Raw genomic sequence first — 25,359 nt, 5'->3', positions numbered from 1 at the left:
TTCATATGCTTGAAGGTTCAACTTATCCCCTTGTAGGGTTGGAGCAGTAGCCACACGGGATCTTCCCGTGCCCCAATCCCTAGGAGTTAAAATATGTCCGCTCTGGAAAACAACCCGGGTCTGCAGACCGCTGCGCGCACCCTGCTTCGCTTGGCCTTCGGCTTCCTCTTCCTGGCTCATGGCTGGCAGAAGTACTTCCAGTTCACCATCGAGGGCACCACTGCGGCCTTTGGCCAGATGGGCGTTCCTGCTGCCGGTTTGATTGCTCCAGTGGCGGCAACCCTGGAGATCGCCGGCGGCGCCGCGATCATCCTTGGCCTGCTGACCCGCGTCTTCGCTGGCCTGCTGGGCCTGCAGATGATTGCCGCCCTGTTCATGGTTCATGCCTCAGGTGGCGTGTTCGTGGAAAATGGCGGCTTCGAGCTTGTCCTGGCACTGGCTGCCGGCGCGCTGGCACTGCTCTTGACGGGCCCAGGCCGCATCTCGCTTGATGCGCTGATATTCAAGGGCAAGAACTCGGAAAAGGCTCTGGCTAACGCCTAATCCCCAGCTTCAAGGAAACCCCGGGAATTCTATCCCGGGGTTTTGTTGTGCCTGGAGGGGGTTGGTGTTGACGTGATCGAACGCACTCTGACATACTGAACGAACGGTCAGTATGTAATTTGTTTTCGATGAGGTGAACCCATGGCCCCGACCACACCGCAGGAGCCGGGACTGAGTGCCGTCCCGAGCTACGAAGAAGAGCAGTCCCAAGCGCGTTTCGACGCCTTGATCGATCAGGACTCCCGCGTCGAACCACGCGACTGGATGCCTGAGAAGTACCGCAAGACCCTCAGCCGCCAGATCTCCCAGCACGCGCACTCCGAAATCATCGGCATGCAGCCTGAGGCCAACTGGATCACCCGCGCTCCCTCGCTGAAGCGCAAGTCCATTCTGATGGCCAAGGTGCAGGATGAAGCCGGGCACGGGCTCTACCTCTACTCGGCTGCCGAGACCCTGGGCACCACCCGCGACGAGTACAACGAGCAGCTGCTCTCCGGCAAGGCCAAGTACTCCTCGATCTTCAACTACCCTGCACGCACCTGGGCGGATATGGGTGCTATCGGCTGGCTGGTCGATGGTGCGGCCATCGCCAACCAGGTTCCGCTGTGCCGCGCCTCCTACGGCCCCTACGGCCGTGCAATGGTGCGCGTGTGCAAGGAAGAATCCTTCCACCAGCGCCAGGGCTTCGAAATCCTGCTCTCGCTCTCCCGCGGCACCGAGGCGCAGAAGAAGATGGCCCAGGACGCCATCAACCGCTTCTACGAACCCTCGCTGATGATGTTCGGTCCGCCAGATGACCAGTCGCCGAACTCCCAGCAGTCCATGGCCTGGAAGATCAAGCGTTTCTCCAATGACGAACTGCGCCAGCGCTTCGTTGGCATGATTGCCGAGCAGGTCAAGGTCCTTGGCCTGACCCTGCCGGATCCCCAGCTGCACTTCGATGAAGAAAAGAAGCAGTGGATCCACAAGGATTTGAACTGGGATGAATTCATGGCAGTGATCAAGGGCAACGGTCCGGCCAACGCGCAGCGGCTGGAACGCCGCCGTGAAGCGCACCGCGAAGGTGCCTGGGTCCGAGAAGCAGCCGCAGCATACGCAGCAAAACAAGCACGAAGTGAGGTCGCCTAGCATGAGCCAACAGAGCAATTGGCCCCTGTGGGAAGTATTCGTCCGTTCGTCCCGAGGACTCTCGCACGTCCACGCCGGATCCCTGCATGCACCGGATCAGCAGATGGCACTGCGCAACGCCCGCGATCTGTACACCCGCCGCAATGAAGGCGTCTCGCTATGGGTCGTAAAGTCCTCGGACATCATCAGCTCCGACCCCGGTGAAAAGGATTCCTTCTTCGAATCCCCGCAGGGCAAGGACTACCGCCACGCGACCTATTACAAGGCCAGCGAGGGAGTGAAGCACCTGTGAAGCACGAAGAACTCGACGAAGCGCTCGATAGCTTCGGCGACGCGCTGGCCTCGGCCACCCGCGTCACCCCGGGCAATGCCCTGCGTCCGGAGGACATCGCCGTAGACGGCGTCAAGCCAAGCGAAGAGGTCGCGCGCTACGCGCTGACCCTGGGCGACGATGCCCTGATCCTGGCGCAGCGCATGTCGCACTGGATTTCCCGCGCTCCGGAACTGGAAGAAGATGTTGCCCTGGGCAATATCGCCCTGGATATCCTGGGCCACGCCCGCTCGTTCCTGACCTACGCCGGACTGGCCTGGGGCAAGACCGAAGACGAATTGGCCTACTGGCGCGAGGAAGAAGAATTCACTTCGCTGTGGATTGTCGAACAGCCTAACGGCCACTTCGGCGTGACCATCATCCGCCAGCTGATCGTTTCGATCTTCCAGAACCTGCTCTACAAGCAGCTGGCGCAGTCCAAGGACGAAACCCTGGCCGCCATCTCGGCCAAGGCAGTCAAAGAAGTCGACTACCACCGCGACCACGCCATCCAGTGGACCATCCGCCTGGGCATGGGGACCGAGGAATCAGCGTCCAAGATGCGCCATGCCCTGGAAATCCTCTGGCCGTACGTCGATGAGATGTTCCGCGATGAGGAAGTCCACCAGGACCTTGCGGGCATCGCCGTGCTGCCCTCCACCCTGCGCGGTGCATGGGATGAAGAAATCACTGCGGTACTGGCCGACGCCGGACTGGAGATTCCTGCAACCGGACAGGCCATGGCCTACGGACGCCGCGGCGAGCATTCGGAGCACCTGGGCTACCTGCTGGCAGAGATGCAAGTTCTCGCCCGCAAGCATCCCGGTGCCAGCTGGTAACTACGCAACATTTTTGCCCGAAAAGGGGGAAGCAGTCTTGAGCAAGACGATCGCTGGCGCCAAGGACCTGTTCGCTATCGCCTCCCAGGTGACCGACCCGGAAATTCCGGTGCTATCCATCGCGGACCTGGGAATCCTGCGCGAGGTGGACATGGCCGAGGACGGAACCGTGCAGGTAGTCATCACCCCGACCTATTCAGGTTGCCCGGCGATGGATGCCATCAATGGCGACCTGTACACCGCTTTCGCAGACGCCGGATATGAAAAGGTGGACGTCAAGCTGGTGCTGAGCCCGGCGTGGTCAACGGACTGGATGACCGCGGAAGGCAAGGCCAAGCTCGAAGAGTACGGGATTGCCCCACCGACCGGCCAGGGCCACGCAGGCCGCGTCACCCTGGGCATGAGCGTGAAATGCCCGCGGTGCCACTCGCTGAACACCCGGGAGTTGGCCCGCTTCGCCTCGACTTCCTGCAAGGCGCTCTACACCTGCAAAGACTGCTTGGAACCCTTCGACTACTTCAAGGTGCTCTCATGACCGAACAAACCACTCCCACCCGACGCCGGGCATCCTTCCATCGGCTCACCGTCTCGAATGTGCGCCGGTTGACCAAGGACTCAATTGAAGTCAGCTTCGCCATCCCTGGCGACTTGAGCGAGGAATACGACTACGTCGCAGGCCAGTACGTGGCGTTGCGCAAGGAAATCCCCAACGCCGAAGGCGAGCTGGTCGAATTGCGCCGTTCGTACTCGATCTGCGCCGCCCCGACGGGCGACGAGATCAAGGTGGCGATCAAGCGCGACCTGGGCGGCCTGTTCTCCACCTGGGCCAACGAGTCCCTGGCCGCAGGGGACCAGATTGATGTGATGAGCCCTGCCGGCGCTTTCATTTCCAAGCACAAGCTCACCCAGATCAATAACCCGTCGACCATCGACACTAAAGCGCAGGACCGTTTCGTGGCCGTCGCCGCCGGCTCGGGCATTACCCCGGTGCTGGCCATTGCCCGCACGATCCTCGAAGCCAATGACCACACCCGCTTCGACTTGATCTACGCGAACAAGGCCGCCATGGACGTCATGTTCCTGGAGGAACTGGCCGACCTGAAGGACCGCTACACATCCCGGCTGGCACTGCACCACGTGCTCAGCCGCGAACAGCGCATTTCCCCGTTGCTTTCGGGCCGCATCGACGCCGAGAAGCTCACCACGCTGCTGACCAGCGTGGTCCAGGCACCGAATGTTGACGAGTGGTTCCTCTGCGGCCCATTCGAGCTCGTCCAGTTGGTCCGCGACCAGCTGGCCAGCTTGGAAGTTCCCGCCGAGAAGGTCCGTTTCGAGCTATTCACCACCGGCGAGCCGACGAAGCCGCAAGGGCATATCGGCCGTCCCGTGGTGGCGGACGAGAATGAGGAAAGCTACGAGATCAGCTTCAACCTCGACGGCCTGAAGGGCGAGGTCAAGTCGCCGGTGCGTGCCAACGAAACCGTGCTGAACGCTGCCTTGCGCGTGCGTCCGGATGTGCCGTTCGCTTGCGCTGGCGGCGTGTGCGGCACCTGCCGTGCCAAGGTCACCTGCGGTACGGTCACCATGGCCGAGAACTACGCGCTGGAACCCGACGAAGTCGAAGCCGGCTACGTACTGACCTGCCAGTCGCACCCAACCAGCGAAAAGCTGAGCGTCGACTTCGACGCCTAGAAAGGCCAGGACGAATCCATGATCGAACTGACGATTGAAGATTCCATCGCGCGGGTGGTGCTCAACGCTCCGCAGAAAATGAACTCGCTGGATGAAGCGGCCTTGGCGCAGCTCTCGGAAGCCTATGACAAAGCGGCCGCCGCAGTGGCTGCGGGCACCGTGCGCGCGCTGGTACTGACCGGCGAGGGACGCGGATTCTGCGCAGGTCGCGACATCTCCGGGGTAGATCCCGCGGACGATGACGTGATCGGCTATCTTGGCGGCAAGGTCCAGCCGCTGCTGGAGAAGATGTCCAGCTTCCCTGCGCCAACCTTCGCGCTGGTGCAGGGTGCCTGCTTGGGCGTGGGTTTGGGGCTGGCGATCGCTACCGACGTAGTCTACGTCGCGGAAAACGCCAAGATTGGTTCCCCGTTTGCGAACCTTGGCGCGACCCTCGACTCCGGCGGGCACTGGCTGTTCACCGAGCGTCTCGGGGCACACCGCACGCTGGATCTGATTTACACCGCCGAACTGATCTCCGGTGCTGAAGCGGTGCGTTCGGGGCTTTTCTCCCGGGCATTCCCAGCAGAGGAACTGGCAGAGCGCAGCGAAGAAATCATTGCCAAGGTAGCCCAGGGTGCAACTCAGGCATTCGTCGCTTCCAAGCAGCTGGTCAAGGAAATCCGTGACCAGCGTGCGGGACTGTGGGAATCGATGCGTACCGAGAACCGGGCGCAGGCAGCCCTGTGCGACACCGCTGACTACGCCGAAGGTTTCAAGTCCTTCCAGGAGAAGCGCAAGCCGGTGTTCACCGGCCAGAAGTAGTTTCGCAGCAGACACGAGAAGAGCACCTGGAAATGGTATCCAGGTGCTCTTCTCGTGTCTTTTGGTGAACTGCTGCCTATCGGGTGTCGGTGTCTTCGAAGATCAGCAGGGTCTGCGTATCCAGGACCGTTGGCAAAGACTGCAATTGCTCGAAGACCACGCGGCGCAGATCCAGATTGTCCTTGGCTCGCACCAGCAGGATCACATCGAAATTGCCTCCGACCAGGCCCACATGATGCACCTCGGGAATGGACGCCAAGTGATCGCGCAGTTCGCGCCAGGAATGCTGGCGGAGTTTCAAGGTCACGTAGGCGCTGGCCTTGAGTCCTGCCTTCACCGGATCAATCACCGCCGTATAACGAGTGATCACCCCGGCATCTTGGAGCTTTGCGATACGGGAATAAGCGTGGGCACGCGATACATGCACCTTTTGTGCCACGGTGGTGACCGACTGGCGCCCGTCGCTGGTTAGCTCAGCGAGGATCGCATGGTCGACATCATCGAGTTTTAACTCCGCTTCCGCGGCCATTGGTACTCCTTGTTGACGTGTCGGACGTCTCTGTTCCAAACACAATCTATCGAAACTTTTCGTCTACGAGTATAAGGATACCAATCGCAACTTTCCACGATTCCACGCCGGACTGGATACAGAATGCCACGCATACCCATAATTGATTGCAAATGATGTTTAGGTGAAGTGAGTCACAAGCGGTTGTGCTCATGGACCGAGCCAGAACCACGAAAGGTGGGAGAACATGAGCACTGAAGCGCATGCAGATCGCATCTCTGATGTCAGCAAGAAATTCGGGATTACCCCCGAAGACTACATGCTGCCAGCACGCCACATGATCAACCTGTTGAACCCGGACGGAACCCTGCGCCCAGAGGACCAGCAGGGCACTGAACCTGGCCACGAGTACCCGCTGCCAAGCCCGGCCCGGCTGCTGGAAGCCTATGCGGCGCTGGTCACCGGCCGCCGCGTCAACGACCAGAACTCCGCACTGGTCCGCCAGGGCCGCATGGCTGTCTACCCCTCCAGCCACGGGCAGGAAGCCTGCCAAATCGCAGCAGCCCTGTGCCTGGGCGAGAACGACTGGCTTTTCCCAACCTACCGCGACACCGTAGCGGTGCTGACCAAGGGCGTAGCCCCGATGGAAGTCATGACCAGCTTCCGCGGCGAATGGCACTGCGGCTACGACCCGAAGGCGTATAACTGCGCACCGATGTCCACCCCGCTCACGACCCAGCTGCTGCACGCAGTGGGTGTCGCCCACGCTGCCAAGCTGCGTGGCGAAGACACCGTAGTGGTGGCCATGTGCGGCGACGGCGCCACCAGTGAGGGCGACTTCCACGAAGCGCTGAACTTCGCCGCGGTATTCAACCTTCCGGTGATCTTCTTCGTGCAGAACAACAAGTACGCCATCTCGGTTCCGCTCTCGCAGCAAAGTGCCGCCCCGTCCCTGGCCCACAAGGCTGTTGGCTACGGCATGGCCGGCGAGCGCGTGGATGGCAACGACCTGATGGCCTTGATGGCAATCATGACCCGAGCGGTGCGCATGGCCCGCGAAGGCAACGGCCCGCTGCTGATCGAGGCCCACACTTACCGCATGCAGGCGCACACCAACGCAGATGACGACAAGCGCTACCGCGAGGACTCCGAAGTCCAGGAATGGATCGCCAAGGATCCGGTGACCCGCATGAAGGCGTACCTGGACGATGCCGGGCTCTTGACCGATAGCACCGTCGCCAAGATCACCGCAGACGCCGAGTCGGTCGCCAAGACCTTGCGTGATGGCATGAACCAGGAAGCCAACACCGATCCACGTGAGCTGTTCGAGCACGTGTACTCGGCCAAGACCCCGCAGCTGGCTGAACAGCAAGCCATGCTCGTCGACGAACTAGACCGTGAGGAGGCCTAGGATGACTGCCACTACTTCGCGCTTGAACCCGAACGTCAGCGCTGCCACCGCACGAGCCGCAGCCAAGGCCGCCAATGAGCACCAGCCGGTGACCTTCGGCAAGGCGCTGAATACCGCCCTGGCTGATTCGCTGGTTGCCGACAACTCGGTAGTGATTTTCGGCGAGGATGTGGGAACCCTTGGCGGCGTTTTCCGCATCACCGACGGGCTGACCGCACGCTTTGGTTCCGAACGCTGCTTTGACACCCCGCTGGCCGAATCCGGCATTGTCGGCATGGCCGTGGGCATGGCCATCAACGGCATGCGCCCGGTTATCGAGATGCAGTTCGATGCATTCGCCTACCCGGCGTTCGAGCAGATCGCTTCGCATGTCGCCAAGATGCGCAACCGAACCCAGGGCAAGCTGAACCTGCCGATGGTCATCCGCATACCGTACGCCGGCGGCGTGGGCGGCGTGGAGCACCACTGCGATTCCTCGGAAGCCTACTACGCCCACACTCCAGGGCTGAAGGTCTTCACGCCTTCGTGCGTAGAGGATGCCTACCTGATGCTGCGCGAAGCCATCGATTCGGATGATCCGGTGGTCTTCTTCGAGCCGAAGAAGCTGTACTGGTCCAAGGAGCAGGTGGACTTAGCGCAGCTGGCCGAGCAGTACGAGGCCAAGAAGAGCGCTAGGACCGAGGGCCAGGCGCGCATCGCCCGTCCGGGCAGCGATGCCACGCTGATTACCTATGGTCCAAGCGTTTCCACCGCATTGGAAGCTGCCAAGTTGGCAGCCGAGGAAGGTATCAGCCTGGAAGTTCTCGACATCCGGAGCATTGTGCCCTTCGATGACGAGACCGTCTGCGCATCGGTGCGCAAGACCGGACGCGCTATCGTGGTTGCCGAAGCCCAGGGCTTCGCCTCGGTAGCCAGTGAAATCGTGGCCCGGGTGCAGGAGCGCTGCTTCCACTCGTTGGCCGCTCCAGTGCTTCGCGTGACCGGATTCGACATTCCATACCCGGCCCCAACGCTGGAAAAGTTCCATCTTCCAAGCGCCGAACGCATTCTCGACGCGGTTGACCAGCTTCAGTGGGAGGCGTAAATGAGCATCAAGACTTTTCTCTTGCCAGACCTTGGCGAAGGCCTGACCGAAGCCGAGCTGGTGCGCTGGATGGTTGCCGCCGGTGACGTTGTCGCAGTTGACCAGCCCATAGCGGAGGTGGAAACCGCGAAGTCGCTGGTGGAGATCCCTTGCCCGTTTGAAGGCGTAGTGTCGACCCTGCATGGGGACGCTGGCCAGATGATGCTGGTGGATGAGCCTTTCATCTCCGTGAACACCGGTGGCGAAGAAGCTGAAGCGCTTGAAGCCGAACGTGCGCAGTCCTACCGCGAGGAAGAGCGTGCTGGCACCCAGGCTCCTGCCGAAGAATCAGCAGAAGCCGATGAGGGTAGCGGCAATGTGCTCATTGGCTACGGCACTTCCTCTGCCCAGCGCAAGACCAGCCGTCGGCGCAAGCCGCGCGGCGGGGTAGCCGCGCCAGCGGCACAGGCACCGGCCGAAGCGGCCCGCGTGATCAACCCGCTGGTACGCAAACTGGCGCGGGATAACGCCTTGGATATCAGAACGGTTCGAGGCTCTGGTCCAGAAGGGCTGATTCTGCGCACCGACGTGGAAGCTGCCTTGTCGGCTGATGCGGGGCTGCCTGCAGCTGCGGCGGCCGCTGCCCCGGCAGCACCGGCCCCGGCTTCCGCAGCCGCGGTGCCCGCTGCACCAGCCCAGGCTGGCGGGGCGGATTCGAAGACCGGCCTGCCGGTCGCATCTTCCCAGGTGCTCTCGGGCGTGCGCAAGACCATCGCCACCGCGATGAGCACTTCGCGCCGCGAGATCCCCGAGGCTACCGTGTGGGTGGATGTCGATGTCACCAAGCTGCTGAAGCTGCGATCGAAGATCAAGGAAGCCGAAGGCCAAGCTCCAAGCGTCATGGCACTGATCTCCCGTTTCGCGGTGGCCGGCTTGCGGCGCTTCCCTGAACTGAACAGCCGCATTGAGGCTGAAGCTGATGGGGGCTTGCGCCATACCCTCTTCGAGGGCGTGAACCTCGGGTTCGCAGCCCAGACCGATCGCGGCCTGGTTGTGCCAAATGTGCGCAACGCCCACAAGCTGAACGCCAAGGAACTGTCAGCCGAGTTCGCTCGACTGGCTACGGTGGCCCGCGAGGGCAAGGCCGGTGTCGCCGACCTGTCCGGCAGCACCTTCACCATCAACAACTACGGCGTGTTCGATGTTGATGGCTCCGCGGCCATCATCAACTATCCGGAAGCGGCCATTCTGGGGCTGGGGCGCATCATCGAGAAGCCGTGGGTGGTCAATGGCAAGATCAAGGTCCGTTCCATCTGCGAGATGACACTGAGCTTTGACCACCGGGTCTGCGATGGCGGAACCGCTGCCGGCTTCATGCGCTATGTTGCCGACGCGATGACGGATCCAAAGACTGCGCTGGCTTCGCTCTAGCGCCTACTGTGCGCAGTGCTCGCTCTCAAGAGTGATCTTGATGCCCGTCGAACCTCACGAGGATTGACGGGCATCACCCTTTTTGCTGATATTTCATCTATGTTCGATCATTTATCAGCATGTCAAATATAGGTTGCTAGAATCGAACCAATTATTATTTCTATGCTGGAAATATGTTGGGTTGCTTTCCAGCCGCTTATGACGCGGGCTAGGCAGCAGGAACAGGGGATTGAGATGTCAACAGCGGGGACCGGAATCAAGAACCGGCCATTCATCTACCTGCTGCTCCTGCTACCGACGGCCATTGTGCTGGGCGCCTACGCCCTGCTCGCCGGCAAACTGCCGGAAATGACCGCCACTCACTGGAGTTCGACCTATCCGGACGGGTTTACCCGCACCGCGGTGTTTGTTCCCGTCTGCATCGGGCTATGCATTCTTGGTGCCATCACCGCAGTGATTTCCTTGGCGCTGCGCAGCAAACCGGCACTGTTCATGGTGCTGCTCTTCGCCGGCGGGTTGCTCTCCTGGAGTGCAGCTGGCGTATTCGTCGGCTCGGCGGTGCCTACAGCGCTCGCCGAGACACCTGAAACCGCAGTGCTGGGCGGCATGATGGTTGTGCTGATTGCCTGCTCGCTGCTGGGCATTGCGCCACTGTGGGTCAGCGGCATCTACCAGCAATACACCAGGCAATCCGTTGAGGCCCGCCAGGCACGAAGTGATGCAGCGCAGGGCATCCAGCGGCCTGTTGCGGCGGGGACACCAGTCATGGCACGGCAAGAATTCAATCAAACGATGGCAGCACCGTGGTGGATGCGGCTGCTATGCCTGGTGGTGTTCGAGGCGCTTTTCATTGCTGTTGCGTTGCCGCTGCTGACCGGTGACAGCCAAGATGGCGACTGGGTGGGCTTCATCGTTGCCATGACCCTGTCGGCCGTGGCGTGCGTATCGATTCTGGGTTTGATCTGGATTCGGGTATCGATCAGCGGTGATCGCTTCCGGGTATCATCAGCGGTCTTGGGGTTCCCGATGCGAACCATCAAAATCGACGAAATTGAATCTGCGACCAGCGAAAAGATCGTTCCCATGATGTGGGGAGGCTGGGGCTGGCGAATCATTCCAGGCGGTTCGGCCATCGTGATGAAAGAACACGAAGGCCTCGTTTTCGAACTCAAGAACAAGAAGCGTTTCGCCGTGACCATCCCGGAATCGCAGCAAGCCGCAGACCTGCTCAATGCCCGCATGGCCTGCGGTAAACAGTAGCGAACAACGTTTCTGGGCCTGCGCCCTACTTATTGAAGGTGCGCATGGGCCCGATAACCACCGAGCGCAGCACCAAGCCGGATACCAGCGAAGCGGCCACGACATGGATGATCCCCAATGCCGCGTAGACCAATTGCAGGAACTCCGGGATCTTCTGGATATGCGGGTGCGGCAGGAGGAACGAGAGCCCGATTACCGCAGCCCAGACAACCAGGCTGCCGGCCCCAACTTTCCTCGACCAGGTGCCCTTTGGCAGTTCATGGCTCAGCGGCTGGATGCGCTGGAGCACTACCGAGGCCAAGACCATCCAGAATCCGGCCACCACGAAACCAGCTGCAATGTCACTTGGACGGTGCCAACCGCAGATCAAAGTGGCCACCCCGGTCACCGTCGCGAACAACCACGCGATCGGCTGGACTGCCGGACGCAGTTTCGGTGGTGAAACCAGGTACATCAGTCCCATTGCGGCGGCAGCGGCGGTGGTGTGTCCTGAGGGAAAAGAATTTCCTGTGGTGCCGAAGTTGAAATCCGGGCGAGACAAGATCTCGTGCTTGAGCAATTGCGTGCTGCCCGCTGCGGCTGCGGCCGCGATGACCGCCACGATGGCCCGCAGGAAGCGCCGGTCTCGAATCACGCGATACAGCAGGAAAACTGCCGCAATGATGCCGCAGATTGCCGGCAAGAGATTCAGGAATTCACGGATCGGATTAATCAGGTCCGTCCGGGGCCACCATTGCGACCACGCTATGAATCCAGCCTGATCGGCCCATTGCCCCACACGCTGCTGGACGAAAAATACGTATTCGAGGCAGAACAGCGAAATCAGCAACAGCAGAGCCCACCACCACCTGATATGGTGCGGGCGCGCGGATGCTGGATTGCGAGGCATATCTCTAGGGTGTCATATCCGGCACGGGGAACGGCATAGTTAAGGCATGTAACTATGCCCACCCTCGATAGGCTTAGAGCATGAGTGTTGAACTTCCGCCCCTTGAAGATCTGCTGGCAAATTCCCATGTTGTCCGGTTGCCGATGCGTGTGAAATTCCGTGGTGTCACCCAGCGTGAAGCGCTGCTGATCAACGGGCCGGAAGGTTGGGGCGAGTTCTCCGCATTTACCGAGTACGGACCGGCCGAAGCCTCACGGTGGCTAGCCGCCGGAATCGAGGCCGCTTACCAGCCGTTCCCGGAACCGTTGCGCACCAGCATTCCGGTCAACGCCACCTTGCCTGCAGTTGCGGTAAAAGATGTCGGAGCGGTTCTCGAACGCTATGACGCGCCGCACACCATCAAGATCAAAGTGGCAGAAAAAGGCCAGGGGATTGAGCAGGACCTGGCGCGTGTAGCTGAGGCCCGTCGGCTCTACCCGCAAGCAGCGCTGCGCGTGGACGCGAATATGGGATGGGATATTGCCCAGGCGGTCCCGGCCTTGAAGGCCCTGAGCGAGTACGACCTGCAATACGCGGAGCAACCAGTGCCTGGCATTACCGGGCTGGCAGAAGTCCGCGAGCAACTGCGCAACGCCGGCAACCCCTTGAAGATCGCCGCTGATGAAGCGGTGCGGAAGCACACCGACCCCTTGGAAGTCTCGCGGTTGGGCGCAGCAGATCTGATGGTCATCAAGGCCCAACCGCTGGGCGGCATCGGTGCGGTGCTGCAAATTGCCAAGCAAGCCGAACTGGATGTTGTCGTGTCCAGCGCCCTGGATACTTCGGTAGGGCTGGCCCAAGCCGCCGCCTTAGCCAGCGCGCTGCCAGAACTGCCCTATGCCTGCGGCCTTGCGACGGGCACCTTGTTCGCCGAAGACGTATGTGCCGAGCCGTTGCTGGCCACCGCTGGGTACTTGCCGGTGCGTCGCATTGAGCCGGATCACCAGAAATTGGATGGCTTGCGTCCGCAAGAGGTGCGCGTGCGCTGGTGGCTGCAACGCCTGGAGTCCTGTTATGCCGAGCTGACTAGGGGATAACCCCAGGCAAGAATCTATTTCCCCGGCGTTAACCTTTGCGTTGCATTTAGAACACTTCCAAGTGAAAACCTCAGTTCGAGTCATTCCCCTGACAATGAGCCACATACTGAGGAAGTGAGCGGATCATGAATCCAACCCGTACCCTTTTGCCAATGCTGGGCCACACCCGCGGCGGTCGTTCTGCAGCTACTTGCCACTTCAAGTGCGCCGACGCCTGCACCAAGCCAGATTGCAACACTTCGTCCAACGGCTACTTCAAGGACATTGCCGACAAATCGCTCTCCCGCCGCAGCATGCTGGGCCTGGGAGCCGTCGGTGCTTCAGCGCTGGTCATCGGCCCGCAGCTTTTCGGTGCAGCCGACGCTACCGCGGCACCACTGGTGCCAATGAAGCCGGGTAAGGGCGGGCACCTTTCATTCGATGCCATTGAGCCGGTGTCGCGTTCGGTGGATACTGTTTCCGTTCCCGAGGGCTACGACTGGAATGCCATCATCCGCTGGGGCGACCCGCTCTTCAAGAACACCGCGGAATTCGATGCTTCCAAGCAGTCCGCCCGCAAGCAGGCTGAGCAGTTCGGCTACAACTGCGACTACCTGGACATCATTGTCGACAAGTACTCGGGACGCACCGGCGTGCTGGTTGCCAACCACGAATACACCAATGAAGACATGATGTTCGACTCGGCTTGGTTCGAAGCGAACCAGGAAGAAGCCCGCAAGATCGCGATGAACGCGCATGGCTTCTCCGTGGTCGAGGTCAAGCGCAAGAAGAATGACAAGAAGTGGAGCTACGTGCAGGGCGGCGAACGCAACCGCCGCATCACCGCCAGTACTGAATTCCGGGTCGATGGCCCAGCCGCAGGCAGCGACCTGCTCAAGACCGCCGCAGATCCAACCGGTACCAAGGTTCTTGGCACCTTGAACAACTGCGCCGGAGGCACCACCCCATGGGGCACCGTACTCTCCGGTGAAGAAAACTTCGACCAGTACTTCCGCGGCAAGGGCACCGCCGAGGAATCCCGCTACGGCATTGGCGCCGCCGCGACCGGCCGTGGCTGGGAAGAAAGCGACCCGCGCTTCGGCCTGCACAACGAAGGCTTCGAAAACGAAGCCAACCGTTTCGGCTGGGTAGTCGAAATCGATCCGCAGGACCCTTCGTCCACCCCGGTCAAGCACACCAACCTGGGCCGTTTCAAGCACGAGGGCGCCAACGTTCGCATTGCCAAGAACGGCAAGGTTGTTGCCTACTCCGGCGATGACTCGCGCTTCGAGTACCTGTACAAGTTCGTCTCGAAAAACACTTTCTCCAAGCACGATCGCAAGCACAATATGGGCTTGCTCTCCGAAGGCGACCTGTACGTTGCCAAGTTCGCCGGCAACTCTCCAGCAAGCGAGATCGACGGCAGCGGCGCAGTTCCGTCTGATGGTGCTTTCGACGGCATGGGAACCTGGCTGCCACTGGTGAAGAACGGCGAATCCAAGGTGGAGGGCATGGGCATCGACGAGGTGCTGGTCTACACCCGCCAAGCAGCTGACAAGGTCGGCGCCACCAAGCTGGACCGTCCCGAAGATGTTGAGCCAAGCCCGGTATCCGGCAAGGTCTATGTGGCACTGACCAACAACACCGACCGCGGCAAGGACGGCAAGGAAGGCGCAACCGAGGTCAGCCCACGGGTACGCAACCGCGACGGCCACGTCTTGGAAATCACCGAAGCCGGCAACGACGCCACCGCCGCGAAGTTCACCTGGAACATCTTGCTGGTTGCCGGCGATCCAAATGTGAACGGATCGACCTACTTCTCCGGCTACCCAACGGACAAGGTCTCGCCAATTTCCTGCCCGGATAACCTGGCATTCGATTCCAAGGGCAACCTGTGGATCTCCACCGACGGCGCCCCTGGCACCATCGGCTACTCTGATGCACTGCACAAGGTCACCCTGACCGGCAAGGATCGCGGCCGCGTCGAGCAGTTCCTGGCCGTGCCAACCGGCGCAGAGACCTGCGGCCCGCTGATCCATGACAAGGACAACTCGGTCTTCGTCGCGGTACAGCACCCGGGTGAAGGCGGCAGTTTCGCCAGCCCTACCTCGCTGTTCCCGGACTTCGTGAAGATCGCAGGAGGAGCCGGCAAGGGCGAGTTCTACGGCCCGCGCCCATCGGTCGTCCAGGTCTTCAAGCAAGATGCGAAGCCGGGCAAGGGCAACGGCAAGGGCAAGGGACACGACAAGGGCAAGGGTCACGACAAATAAGTCGGACTAGCCTGCAGTGCAAGGGCGTCGGCAGGATCCTCTCCGGGATCCGGCAGGCGCCCTTTGCCGTTCCAAGTCGGTTGACCGGCAGGTCAAGGCATAGACTTGGATCATTGCCTTCAGCTTTGGAATCTAAGGAGTCACGCGGCGTGGGAATGCAGCAACCTGGCGAGCAACGCGCCATCACTACAGCTCGCCATGTGCTCTCCGCCCTGATCAGTGCCGGGATCAGGGATCTGGTGATTTCTCCCGGTTCGCGCAGCGCACCCTTGGCCTATGCTGCAGCCGAGGCAGAAGCCGCGGGGATCCTGGATATCCATGTGCGCATCGACGAACGCTCCGCGGCCTTCATGGCACTGGGCCTCGCCCAAAGCACCATGCGGCCGGTCGCCCTCGCCGCCACCAGCGGCTCGGCCATCGGGCAAATGCTGCCGGCAGTAATGGAAGCCAACCACACCGCGACACCACTTCTGGTCCTTTCTGCCGACCGTCCCGATGAACTGCACGGCACCGGAGCCAGCCAGAGCACGCGCCAGAAAACCCTCTTTGGCGAGCACGTTCGCCTGGCCGCCAATGTCCCCGCTGGGACCGATCCGCAACACGAGGTCCAACGCGCATTACTGGCCTTGGCCGGTGACCAGCACACTGCCGCAGGTCCGGTCCAATTGAATCTGCAGTTCCGGGATCCGCTCACCCCCGCACAGGACGAGAGGATCGAGAGCCAAAGCTGGACGGCAGTTGAGCCGGGGCAGTGGCAGGCACACGACCAGCTGGACAGGGCGAGCTTGCCGGTCCAGCAGCTGGAGCCACGCCGGAGCGTTGTCATCGCCGGGCATGGCGCCGGAGAAGAGGCGCAACGTTTCGCCCAGGCTTTGGGGCTGCCATTATTTGCCGAACCATCTTCTAACGCACGCTTCTCGGCCAATGCCATCGGCCACTATCGTCCGCTGATAGCGGTGGGCCTGGACCGCATTGAACGCGTGGTGCTCTTTGGCCGTCCGACGTTGAGCCGCCCGGTGGGCCAGCTCCTGGCCAACCCGGCGATCGAATCGGTGATTTGGCAGCCTACGCCAGTGGCCTGGTATCAAGCGGGACGGCGACGCGAAACACCGGTCAGCTCGTGGAGCGAATTGCAGGAGTTCGCCGGAACCGGTGCAAAGGGGTGGCTGGAAGCGTGGCAGCAGCTTGATGCCCAAGCTTTGGAAGTACGGCAACGCCTGAGCCGCGAATCGCTGATTAACGGGGTAGATGTTGCCGAAGCTATTTGGGATCACGCGCCGGAAGTCCTGCTGCTGGGCTCATCCAATATCGTTCGCGACTTCGACCTGGCGGCCCGACCGGCACCCGAACCAACTATGACCGTGCATGCCAACCGCGGTCTTGCCGGAATCGATGGGACCATTGCCACCGCCCTGGGCCTGGCCCGGGGAAGCAAAAAGCGGACGCTTGCGGTGATGGGAGATATTACCTTCGCCCATGACGCCAGCTCGCTGTCCTGGACCCCCGGCGAAGAGCAGCCAATGGTGGATATCGTGGTCTACAACGACGGGGGAGGAGCAATCTTCTCCACCCTGGAGCATGGTGCCGTGGATGCCTCAGGCCGGTACGCCAATGCGGTGGAACGGCTCTTTGCCACACCGCAGCAGCTGAGCCTGCCTGCGCTCGCCGAAGCCTATGGCTGGCAGTACGCCAGGGCCGCAAGCAAGGAAGAGCTCAGCGCCGTCTTGACTTCAACGCAGCCGGCGAACCTGCGCCTGATTGAAGTGCCTGCATCGCGGAGCAGCCTGCGCGCCGAGAACCTTGAATTAAATCAACAGGTCGGGCAGCTAGCCTGGCCAGAGCTGTAGGGAAAAAAGAAATTCCCCTGCGTCGACCATCGGCAACGATGGGCAACGCAGGGGAATTTTTGCAGTTGAACTCAGATATCCACGTGCGTGGGATCGAGCACGCGACGCAGGAAGTCCTGGGTACGTGGCTGCTGCGGATTGCCAATGACATCCACGGCCTTGCCTTCTTCCACCACGACGCCACCGTCCATGAAGAACACGCGGTCAGCAACTTCCTTGGCGAATGCCATCTCGTGGGTAACCACCAGCATGGTCATGCCCGCTTGGGCCAGATTCTTCATAATGGACAGGACCTCGCCCACGGTCTCCGGATCCAATGCACTGGTTGGCTCATCGAAGAGCATCAGCGTTGGTTCCATGGATAGCGCACGGGCAATGGCCACGCGCTGCTGCTGGCCACCGGAAAGCTGGTCAGGGTAGCGATCGCCGAAGTCGCCCAGGCCTACACGCTCCAGATTGCGCAACGCGACCTTCTGAGCTTCGGCCTTCTTGCGCTTGAGCACCTTGATGGGGGATATCGTGCAGTTCTCCAGCACGGTCAGGTGCGGGAACAGGTTGAACTGCTGGAAGACCATGCCTACCTGTTGGCGCATCTTGTCCAGGTTCACATCGGGATCGGTGACATTGAAGCCACCGACCATAATGGTTCCTCCGTTTGGCTGCTCCAGCAAATTCACGCAACGCAGCAGGGTGGACTTGCCTGAACCGGAGGGGCCGATCAGGCAGACAACCTCGCCCGGAGCAACATTCAGGTCAATGCCCTTGAGCACTTCGTTGCTTCCGTAGGACTTGCGCAGTCCGGTGATTTCCACGCCCGAAGCATGGACTGAAAGTTCATTGGTGTCAGTCGACATTTTCAAGTCCTATCTATCGCTTGGTCTTGGCGGCGCGGGATTCAAACTTGCGGGCCACCAAGCTCAGCGGGATGGTGATCACCAAGTAGAACAGGCCGGCGACGACCAGCGGGGTGATGCCGGCATCGATTTGCGAGATGCCGTCACGGCCAAACTTGGTCATTTCGTACTGGGCCATCGACGCACCGAGGATGAATGCCAACGAGGTGTCCTTGGTCAGCAAGATGATTTCGTTGGTCATGGGCGGCAATACGATCTTGAACGCCTGCGGAATCACGATGGTGAGCATGGCACGCCACGCTGGCATGCCCAACGAACGTGCAGCTTCGGTCTGTCCCTTTGGCACCGCCTGCAGGCCTGCACGCAGGGTCTCAGCGATGTAGGCGGCCGAGACCAGGCCCAAGGCGCACATGACATTGACCGGCTGCGGCCACTGGGTTCCGAACGCCTGAGGCAAGCCGAAGCCGAAGGCCAATAGGACCAGGATGGCTGGAATACCGCGGAAGAATTCGATAAATGCGGTGGCGAACCAGCGATAGGGCGCGAAGGACGCCATTTTCATCAGGGCCAGAAGCAGACCCAGGATGAGGCCGAAGGCGAAGGAGATGATCGTGTAGAAGATCGTGTTCTTCAGACCGACCAAGATCATGCCAGGGAACATCGGTCCCAATTTGTCGAAGGAGAAGAAGGCATAAATGGCCTTGTTCCAATCAACGGCCAAGACCAGTGCGATGATCGCGATGATGAAGATGGCGATTTGAATGGTCTTGCTCATGCGGGCGCGCTGACGTGTAGTCATTGCCATGCTTGATTACCTCTCATAAAGGAAGCGGAAGCTGGACTGCCAACCTGTGGGTGCAGTCCATGCCCCCGCTTGCCTTGGAATCAGTTGATGCTCGAGAATTACTTCTCGCCGAACCACTTCACAGTCAGTTCTTCCATGGTTCCTGCATCGGACAGCCGCTTGAGGGTGCCATTGACCAATTCCAAGGTCTTTGGCTGCTCCTGTGGAACCGCAATGCCCAGCTGCTCGCCGGTCTTGAAGTCAGCCACGACGCTGAAGCCGTCCTTATCCTTGATCGCGTAGCCCAACACCGACTGGTTGCCCAGCAATGCATCCACTTGGCCAGCCAGAAGTGCCTGGGTTTGCAAACCGGCATCCTCGAAGCCAACGATGTTGCTCAAGCCCTGTTCCTTGGCGTACTTCTCGCCGGTGGTGGCCTGCTGGACGCCGACCTTCTTGTCCTTGGCGGATTCAAGATCCTTGATTTCAGAACCGTCAGCCGAAATCAGCACCAGATCGTCATCCATATAAGGGGTGGAGAAGTCCATCTTGGCCGAACGCTCTTCGGTGATCGATACCGAGGAGATCGCGATATCGCACTGGGTGCTGAACAGGCCGGATTCAATGGAGTCGAAGCTGGCGTCGATGACGTTCAGATCCAGTTCTGCATCCTTGGCAATCTCGGCAGCGATATCCATATCGAAGCCGACGTTCTTGCCGTCCTTGACGAATTCGAATGGTTCGTAAGGAATGTCTGAGCAAATGGTGAGTTTGCCTTCGTTGAGCGGGAAGGAACCAGCTTCGGCTTCACCTTCGGAACTGGAGCCGGAACCGCAGGCGGTGAGAGCCAGCAGTGCAACGGACGTGACGGCAACAGCGGAGGCGAACTTCTTCTTGAGACTACGCATAGGATCAGAACCTACTTTCGGGTTATGCGAGTGGATCAGTGCGTAGCCACAATCATAACCGGGGCAACACTAGGCTGAGATTCACCTCACACATGTCGCGCCGAGACTAAGGATTATTTATGCTCAGTGCGATCCTAGCGGGCTTGATCCGCTGCGCAGCCTGCGCCTACTCGGCTCCGAGGGCTTGGCGCATGGGGCGCATCTTCGCCCATGATTCGGCTAGTTCATCCTCGGGCACCGAGCCCGGAACAATGCCGCAACCCGCGTACAGGCGCATCAGCTTTTCGTCTTCCAGGATTCCGCCTCGCAGCGCGATGCCGAATTCGCCATCGCCACGGCTGTCAACCCAGCCCACGGGGCCGGCATACGGTCCGCGGTCCATGCCTTCCAGCTCGCGCAAGAGCACGCCAGCCTTCTTGGTCGGCGTGCCGCACACGGCAGCGGTCGGATGGAAAATCTCGGCAACATCCAGTGCGGTAGGCAGAACGCCGGCGGCATCGGCGCGCAACTGGGCGCGTACGTCGCTGGCCAAATGCCAAACATTGGGAAGCTGCAGAATAAAAGGTTCTTCCGGCGCGCTCATGCCGTGCGAAATGGGATTCAAGGAAGCCGTGAGCGAATCTATGGCCAGCTGGTGCTCGTTGCGCTGCTTCGGATCTTCAAAGAGGTTGCGGTGCGCGAAACCGGGGTCCTCAGCGCCAGCGGCCGCGCGGTCCAGCGTGCCAGCTAATACGCGGGCCTCGGCCAAGCCGTCGGTAACGCGCACCAGCATCTCCGGGGTAGCGCCTACCAGGCCGTCCACTGAATAGGTCCAGCAATTGCCATAGTGCTCGGTCAGCGCATCGACCACGCGGGCAAGATTAATCGGGGTGGAACTATGTGCCAACACATCGCGGGCCAGCACCAGCTTGGAAATTCCGCGTTCCTCGAAACGGCCCAGCGCCTGATCCACGGCATCAAGATAGGAACCGGCGGTCAGCTGCCCGCTGGTCAGTTCAATGCTGCCCGGTTCGCTCGCAGGCAACGACGCATCGGCCATCGCGGCTTCGGCGCGGGCCAAGGCCTGCTGGTAGGTCAGCCCGTCGAGTTCCTCTGCGCTGCCGGTGATGGTAATCCAGGACTTTTCCTCATCGCGTCCGATCACCAGCTGCGGGATCACCATGCGCGATTCGAAGACGCTGGTGAAGGAGAACGCAAAAGAACCGAAGGAAACCAGGCCGCTGCCGGGGCGGGCGATCGGGTCAATGATCTGTGCCTGTTCGATGACCTGTGCAAGCCAGGCGCGGGCACGTGCAAAGCGCTCTTCGCCGTGGGTGTGCAAGCGGGCCGCGGTGCCAAAGCCAACCAGACCGTGGCCGTTGCGGGTCCAGACCATGCTTCGGTGACGCAATGAGTCGGCAACTAGTGTTTCGGGGGCATCAAGGTATTCAAAGGTGATGCTGGTGAGAACAGGAGCCGACGGCTGATGAGCACTGGCGCTAAGAACGGGCGAATCTGCAGACATGATAAGGCTAAGCCTACCGCGCAATGCCGGGGGAAAAGGCTTGCGGGTGTCCGTGGTCACCCCTGTGAGATCGGCCGGGTCTGGTGAGAAGTGCCGGGGGAACCCGGTAAACTCTAAATCGACCTCATAGGTCGCTGGTACCAGACCGGTATGCCCTGTCTGGCCATGCCAGCAATGTGCAGTGGAAAGCATCGGCTAGAGTGAAGAGATGTTTGCGTGCATCTTGCAGGCAGATTGCCTTCGCATACCGCGATGGCCAACCCGATGAAAGATAAGTAAGCCGTAGAACAGTGACTGATTCGAAGAGCAACTGGACCGCAGCCGGACACGACGTGTCCGACTCGATTGAGCTGAATCCTGAAACCGCTGCATTAGCTGCGGCCATCAATCTTCCCTCGGGCTTCGCTTTGCTGGCCGAGGACCCGGACTTCGGTCCGGCTATTTCCATCGGCATGGCAAAGGTGGAGAAGCTGCTGCGCGACGCGCTGGCCAACTCCGACCCCTTGATCGACGCATCCAGCCGCCACCTCGTTGAGGCCGGAGGCAAGCGAGTGCGTCCCCTGCTGGTGCTGCTGACTTCCCTGCTGGGCGACGGCGTGAATGACGATGTCATCAAGGCCGCTGCCGTAGTGGAACTCACCCACCTGGCAACCCTGTACCACGATGACGTCATGGACTCTGCTCCAATGCGCCGCGGTGCACCAACAGCTCACGAGGTGTGGGGCAACTCGGTGGCGATTCTCGCCGGCGACCTGATCTTCGCCCGTGCATCGGTCTTCGGATCCGAGCTGGGCCCAGAAGCAGTCATGTGGCAGTCGCGCACCTTCGAGCGCTTGTGCCTCGGACAGCTGCATGAATCCATCGGCCCGCGCGAGGGCGACGATGCCATCGAGCACCACATCCAGGTAATCAGCGACAAGACCGCGTCGCTGCTCTCCACCTCCGGAGCCTTCGGCGCCCGTTTCGGTGGCGCCCCGCAGTACATTGAGGTACTGCGCGAGTATGGCGAAAAGGTTGGCGTTGCCTTCCAGGTCGCCGATGACGTGATCGACTTGGCATCCACGGAAGCCGACTCAGGCAAGACTCCGGGCACCGATTTGCGTGAAGGCGTGCCGACCCTGCCAATTCTGCTGCTGCGCCAGGCAGCAGCCGAGGGCGACGCGCAAGCGCAGCAGGCTGTCGAACTGGTTGATGCGGACCTGGCCACCGATGAAGCACTGGCGGCCGCTGTGGAAGCTGTCACCTCGCACCAGGCAATCCATGATGCATGGAAGGCCGCACGCCAGTGGGCCGATGACGCGATTGCCGTCTTGGCTCCACTGCCCGAGGGCACCGTGAAGCAGGCGCTGATTTCCTTCGCGGATGCGGTTGTTACCCGCGAAGCCTAGGCAAGCTCGAACAAGCAAAACCCCGGAAGACTGCAAAGGTCTTCCGGGGTTCTGTTTTGCCCGCGGCTGCTGCCAGATCCCTGCTAGAGCTGGTCGTTGCAGTTCTGCCCGTCGTCGGTTGACGCTTTACTCCCAGGAGGATTCTTGCTGGCGGTAAAGAATCTGACGGCGAGAATGACCAGGCCAATGGCCACGAGGGCCGGGATGATGTAGAAAATAATCAGTTCGTAGGTATTCGGGACCAGGGGATTCATGTCTTCATCTTATGAAGGTCCTGACAGATGCAGTACCACCTCAGTGATGATATTCCTGTAAACCGGGAGCATAGCCCTAATGCTGAGCGGAAAATGCCTGAGGTCTCCCATAAGTGGCAAGCAGGCCCCGGCAACGAATTCTCGTTCCCGGGGCCCGCGCGCGCCAGCGTCATGCCCTCGTGCTTATCGGACGATGTTGTCCGGGACCAGCGGCTGCGGATGCTCGGGGGAAAAGAGCGCTTGGCGCAGCTGCTGCGCTTTGCCGGCCCGATCCTGGATCGATACCCGGTGGCGCAGCTGCCGATAGAGCTCGTCATCGGCGTAGCGCGGGAAAACGTGCTGATGGTAATGCCAAACATGCTGATTGCCCGCAGGCTCATTATGCTGCCGAGTGCTCGTGCCTTCGGGATTCCAGGCGAGCTTCATCGCCAAGGCAACGCGCTTGGTCTCCCGCATGATCGCGGCGCCGGTCTGCTCGTCCAGATCGTAGAGCGCTTCCAGATGCGCGGTCGGAATGATCATCACGTGCCCGCCGTAATTGCCGAACCCATCACAAGCCATGATTGCTGCCACCAGATCTGTCTGGTAGATCAGATCCGTGGGCGCGCACAAGTTGTCCTGGCTGAAAGGCTGGTCGTTGACCAGCTCGCAGAAGGGACACTGGTAGTTGGCTGGTTCATGGGAACGGTGGAGCACTAGTCCTCCAATTCGGCGGCCAGCTCTTCAAACACCCAGGTGTACATGTCCAGGGTGAATTCGCTGAAGGTGCCTTCCTCGCTGGTCCATTTTCCCTTGGCATTGCTGCGGCGGTAGACGATTGGATCCGGAACATCGAGCTGGGATGCCTTGAAGCCCCACACGAACTTCTCTTCCTCATCTTCCAGGAACAGGAGGTAGCCGTCTTCGATTTCCAGTTCTTCAGGGTCGAAGAAGTAGTGGTAGGCCTCCATGAAATCCTCATTGTTGCCCAGAGCACGATAGAACTCTTCAAGGACAAATGGAATTGAAACCTCGGACTGCGCCAGCCCTTCGCGCAATTCTTCGGCGCTCAAGCCATCGGCTTCGTTCCACTGGTCTTCCAAGTACTTGGGAACCAGGGAACAGAACTTCTCTAGAAACATGTCTGCCATGTCTTTATCCTATCGAGATTAGCCCAGCTCAAGGGCACTCAACGCGATCCAGAGCTGGACTCGGTCGCTAGTCACATTAGGGTCGTAGCCAGAAAGATCGGAAATCTGCTGGATCCGGTAGCGCACCGTATTGCGGTGCAGGCCCAAGGACTCGGCCACTGCCCCCACCGAGCCATCGCGGTTGAGGTATTCACGCAAGGTCAGCAATAGGTCAGAATCGTGGGAGGCGTCGAATTCCTGCAACGGTCCCAGGGCTTCGATGGCCAAATCCTGCAGCGGAACATCGTGGGCGGCGAGCAAGAGCGAGGTGAGAGAAAGCTTGGTGGGTTCGTTGACCCGCTCTCCGTGGCGCAGGGACTCCAGGGCCTCGAAGTAGCTCCAGCGGATGCCGGTGGTATTCGGGTAGCGCCCGCCGTAGCCCACCCGAGCCGGAAGGCCGGCCGCGAGCAGATACTCATCGAGGTGCTTGATGGACAGCTGCAGCTTGCTGTGCGCGACAATGATCGCCAAGCGGCCATCTATGATGGCTGAGACCTGCGAGGACAGATCTGCGGGCAGTGGCAGAGTTTGCAAACGCTCGACCTGTGATGGAGCCTGCACCAGGATGACCGAGTGCTCACGCTGGGTATTCAAGCCAAGTGCCCCAAGGCGGCCAGCGGCATCGGCGCCAACCAGGGCGCCAGTGGCGAGGTCCTCGAGCACCTGGCCGTTGGCATGGCGCTGCGAGGCGCGCAGGCGGGATTTATTGGCCAGTTCCAGCCCGATCAGCGACTGCGCGTAATCGACTACTGGATGGTGGGCATAGGGTTCTGCAATATGCAGGGTGCACTTATCACGCAGGCCCGTGGCCACTGGGCGCTCATTCCAGGAACGTGCAGGGTCATAGTCCCCGCTGATCACTTCGCCGTGCAGGGTCAGCGCTACCTGGTTGCCGAGCATTCGCTCGAGTTCCTCGAGCATGCTGTCCAGATCCGAGGAAAGCAGTGTCTGGGCCAGCTTCTGGTGGGATTTCAGCAGACTTTCAACACGCTTGAGGTGGTCGGAATTCAGCGCTTCGGCGATCAGCCGGGTAATTGCGGCAAAGGGTATCTGATAGGGCACCTCGAAGACAGGAAGCCCTACTTCGCGGGCGGCTTCAACGGTCGCTTGCGGTACTGAAGCGTGTTCCAGACCTGTACCGAAACCCAAAGCGACGGCATCGTTGGCCGCAAGGACTTTGACGAACTGCCGCTGTGCGGCTTTTGTCTTCTGGCGCACGCCGGTGGTCAACACAATTTCTCGCCCGGTCAGGAACTGCGACGGGTCAAGCAGCTCGGTCACCGCGCCCCAGGTGATGACCATGCCATCGCGGTGGGTGTGTTCAGTCAGCGGTCGAAGATCGAGCTCGTCATGTTCCAGAAGACCGCGTAAACTAATTGCCATATAGCCATTCTAGAGGGATGGCGAAAAGTTCCCGATTTAGCAATATGCTCAAAATGTGGACACGC

The 25,359-nt window shown here is 60.6% G+C and carries 25 protein-coding genes; 15 read left to right on the top strand and 10 right to left on the bottom strand.

Annotated elements, in window-relative coordinates; genetic code table 11:
* Positions 1-93: 93 nt before the first annotated feature.
* The 7 genes from ACIP6G_RS03165 to ACIP6G_RS03135 all read left to right on the top strand — a co-directional run bounded on the left by ACIP6G_RS03165 (position 94) and on the right by ACIP6G_RS03135 (position 5,316).
* Positions 94-543, top strand: a complete 450-nt coding sequence (locus ACIP6G_RS03165) for a DoxX family protein (protein WP_332489071.1) — start codon at positions 94-96, stop codon at positions 541-543.
* A 141-nt stretch (positions 544-684) separates the two neighbouring features.
* Positions 685-1,671 carry a 1,2-phenylacetyl-CoA epoxidase subunit PaaA gene (gene paaA / locus ACIP6G_RS03160; RefSeq protein ID WP_105656925.1) on the top strand — a complete coding sequence of 329 codons (987 nt, stop codon included), beginning with the start codon at positions 685-687 and terminating at the stop codon, positions 1,669-1,671.
* 1 nt (position 1,672) lies between these two features.
* A complete protein-coding gene (gene paaB / locus ACIP6G_RS03155) occupies positions 1,673-1,963 on the top strand; it encodes a 1,2-phenylacetyl-CoA epoxidase subunit PaaB (RefSeq protein WP_105656924.1) in 291 nt (96 codons plus the stop codon).
* Positions 1,960-2,820, top strand: coding sequence for a 1,2-phenylacetyl-CoA epoxidase subunit PaaC (gene paaC / locus ACIP6G_RS03150; protein ID WP_332489070.1), 861 nt, complete (start codon positions 1,960-1,962; stop codon positions 2,818-2,820). Before paaB ends, paaC begins: the two co-directional genes overlap by 4 nt.
* A gap of 37 nt (positions 2,821-2,857) precedes the next feature.
* Positions 2,858-3,355 (top strand): 1,2-phenylacetyl-CoA epoxidase subunit PaaD, encoded by a 498-nt coding sequence (gene paaD / locus ACIP6G_RS03145; protein WP_332489069.1) that lies wholly within the window; start codon positions 2,858-2,860, stop codon positions 3,353-3,355.
* Positions 3,352-4,512 carry a 1,2-phenylacetyl-CoA epoxidase subunit PaaE gene (gene paaE / locus ACIP6G_RS03140; RefSeq protein WP_332498867.1) on the top strand — a complete coding sequence of 387 codons (1,161 nt, stop codon included), beginning with the start codon at positions 3,352-3,354 and terminating at the stop codon, positions 4,510-4,512. The genes paaD and paaE overlap by 4 nt, the downstream gene beginning before the upstream one ends.
* A gap of 18 nt (positions 4,513-4,530) precedes the next feature.
* Positions 4,531-5,316, top strand: a complete 786-nt coding sequence (locus ACIP6G_RS03135) for an enoyl-CoA hydratase/isomerase family protein (protein ID WP_332728442.1) — start codon at positions 4,531-4,533, stop codon at positions 5,314-5,316.
* A gap of 76 nt (positions 5,317-5,392) precedes the next feature.
* Here the strand turns inward: ACIP6G_RS03135 and ACIP6G_RS03130 are convergent, their stop codons facing one another.
* Entirely contained in the window at positions 5,393-5,845 is a 453-nt protein-coding gene (locus tag ACIP6G_RS03130) for an Lrp/AsnC family transcriptional regulator (RefSeq protein ID WP_013349765.1), read from the bottom strand.
* Between the two features lie 226 nt (positions 5,846-6,071).
* Here ACIP6G_RS03130 and pdhA point away from each other — a divergent pair, with 226 nt between their 5' ends.
* The 4 genes from pdhA (at position 6,072) to ACIP6G_RS03110 (ending at position 10,989) form a co-directional block, all read left to right on the top strand.
* Entirely contained in the window at positions 6,072-7,235 is a 1,164-nt protein-coding gene (pdhA, locus tag ACIP6G_RS03125; protein ID WP_105656919.1) for a pyruvate dehydrogenase (acetyl-transferring) E1 component subunit alpha, read from the top strand.
* Between the two features lies 1 nt (position 7,236).
* On the top strand, positions 7,237-8,319 hold the full coding sequence (locus tag ACIP6G_RS03120; protein ID WP_105656918.1) for an alpha-ketoacid dehydrogenase subunit beta: 1,083 nt from the start codon (positions 7,237-7,239) through the stop codon (positions 8,317-8,319).
* Complete coding sequence (locus ACIP6G_RS03115; protein ID WP_400288590.1) at positions 8,320-9,729, top strand: dihydrolipoamide acetyltransferase family protein; 1,410 nt, start codon at positions 8,320-8,322, stop codon at positions 9,727-9,729.
* Between the two features lie 234 nt (positions 9,730-9,963).
* Positions 9,964-10,989: a hypothetical protein gene (locus ACIP6G_RS03110; protein ID WP_400288589.1), complete on the top strand. Its 1,026-nt coding sequence runs from the start codon at positions 9,964-9,966 to the stop codon at positions 10,987-10,989.
* 25 nt (positions 10,990-11,014) lie between these two features.
* Here the strand turns inward: ACIP6G_RS03110 and ACIP6G_RS03105 are convergent, their stop codons facing one another.
* Positions 11,015-11,878 carry a phosphatase PAP2 family protein gene (locus tag ACIP6G_RS03105; RefSeq protein WP_400288587.1) on the bottom strand — a complete coding sequence of 288 codons (864 nt, stop codon included), beginning with the start codon at positions 11,876-11,878 and terminating at the stop codon, positions 11,015-11,017.
* An 80-nt stretch (positions 11,879-11,958) separates the two neighbouring features.
* On the opposite strand from ACIP6G_RS03105, the gene ACIP6G_RS03100 reads away from it, so the two are divergent.
* The 3 genes from ACIP6G_RS03100 (at position 11,959) to menD (ending at position 17,050) form a co-directional block, all read left to right on the top strand.
* Positions 11,959-12,954 (top strand): o-succinylbenzoate synthase, encoded by a 996-nt coding sequence (locus tag ACIP6G_RS03100; RefSeq protein WP_400288586.1) that lies wholly within the window; start codon positions 11,959-11,961, stop codon positions 12,952-12,954.
* 125 nt (positions 12,955-13,079) lie between these two features.
* On the top strand, positions 13,080-15,203 hold the full coding sequence (locus ACIP6G_RS03095) for a PhoX family protein (protein WP_400288584.1): 2,124 nt from the start codon (positions 13,080-13,082) through the stop codon (positions 15,201-15,203).
* Between the two features lie 155 nt (positions 15,204-15,358).
* Positions 15,359-17,050, top strand: a complete 1,692-nt coding sequence (menD, locus tag ACIP6G_RS03090; RefSeq protein WP_400288763.1) for a 2-succinyl-5-enolpyruvyl-6-hydroxy-3-cyclohexene-1-carboxylic-acid synthase — start codon at positions 15,359-15,361, stop codon at positions 17,048-17,050.
* A 71-nt stretch (positions 17,051-17,121) separates the two neighbouring features.
* Here the strand turns inward: menD and ACIP6G_RS03085 are convergent, their stop codons facing one another.
* The 4 genes from ACIP6G_RS03085 to ACIP6G_RS03070 form a co-directional block, all read right to left on the bottom strand.
* Positions 17,122-17,904 carry an amino acid ABC transporter ATP-binding protein gene (locus ACIP6G_RS03085; RefSeq protein ID WP_105656911.1) on the bottom strand — a complete coding sequence of 261 codons (783 nt, stop codon included), beginning with the start codon at positions 17,902-17,904 and terminating at the stop codon, positions 17,122-17,124.
* Positions 17,905-17,917: 13 nt separating this feature from the next.
* The gene (locus ACIP6G_RS03080) at positions 17,918-18,709 is read right to left on the bottom strand and encodes an amino acid ABC transporter permease (RefSeq protein WP_400288583.1); all 792 of its coding nucleotides are present in this window, start codon (positions 18,707-18,709) and stop codon (positions 17,918-17,920) included.
* Positions 18,710-18,807: 98 nt separating this feature from the next.
* Positions 18,808-19,596: a transporter substrate-binding domain-containing protein gene (locus ACIP6G_RS03075; RefSeq protein ID WP_400288581.1), complete on the bottom strand. Its 789-nt coding sequence runs from the start codon at positions 19,594-19,596 to the stop codon at positions 18,808-18,810.
* Positions 19,597-19,762: 166 nt separating this feature from the next.
* Entirely contained in the window at positions 19,763-21,100 is a 1,338-nt protein-coding gene (locus ACIP6G_RS03070; RefSeq protein WP_332727361.1) for an isochorismate synthase, read from the bottom strand.
* A 290-nt stretch (positions 21,101-21,390) separates the two neighbouring features.
* On the opposite strand from ACIP6G_RS03070, the gene ACIP6G_RS03065 reads away from it, so the two are divergent.
* Entirely contained in the window at positions 21,391-22,488 is a 1,098-nt protein-coding gene (locus ACIP6G_RS03065; protein WP_332489060.1) for a polyprenyl synthetase family protein, read from the top strand.
* 83 nt (positions 22,489-22,571) lie between these two features.
* On the opposite strand, the gene ACIP6G_RS03060 is transcribed toward ACIP6G_RS03065, so the two are convergent.
* From ACIP6G_RS03060 to ACIP6G_RS03045, 4 genes are all read right to left on the bottom strand, one after another.
* The gene (locus tag ACIP6G_RS03060) at positions 22,572-22,742 is read right to left on the bottom strand and encodes a hypothetical protein (protein WP_332728445.1); all 171 of its coding nucleotides are present in this window, start codon (positions 22,740-22,742) and stop codon (positions 22,572-22,574) included.
* A gap of 183 nt (positions 22,743-22,925) precedes the next feature.
* Positions 22,926-23,438 carry an HIT family protein gene (locus ACIP6G_RS03055; RefSeq protein WP_332730741.1) on the bottom strand — a complete coding sequence of 171 codons (513 nt, stop codon included), beginning with the start codon at positions 23,436-23,438 and terminating at the stop codon, positions 22,926-22,928.
* Entirely contained in the window at positions 23,438-23,872 is a 435-nt protein-coding gene (locus tag ACIP6G_RS03050) for a hypothetical protein (protein ID WP_105656905.1), read from the bottom strand. Before ACIP6G_RS03050 ends, ACIP6G_RS03055 begins: the two co-directional genes overlap by 1 nt.
* Before the next feature lie 18 nt (positions 23,873-23,890).
* Complete coding sequence (locus tag ACIP6G_RS03045) at positions 23,891-25,294, bottom strand: PucR family transcriptional regulator (RefSeq protein WP_400288577.1); 1,404 nt, start codon at positions 25,292-25,294, stop codon at positions 23,891-23,893.
* Positions 25,295-25,359 lie beyond the last annotated feature (65 nt).

It is taken from the genome of Glutamicibacter sp. NPDC088483, from assembly GCF_044753145.1.
Taxonomy (GTDB): Bacteria; Actinomycetota; Actinomycetes; order Actinomycetales; family Micrococcaceae; genus Glutamicibacter.
Note: the sequence above shows the minus strand (reverse complement) of the source record. Positions and strands in the feature narration are given on the sequence as shown.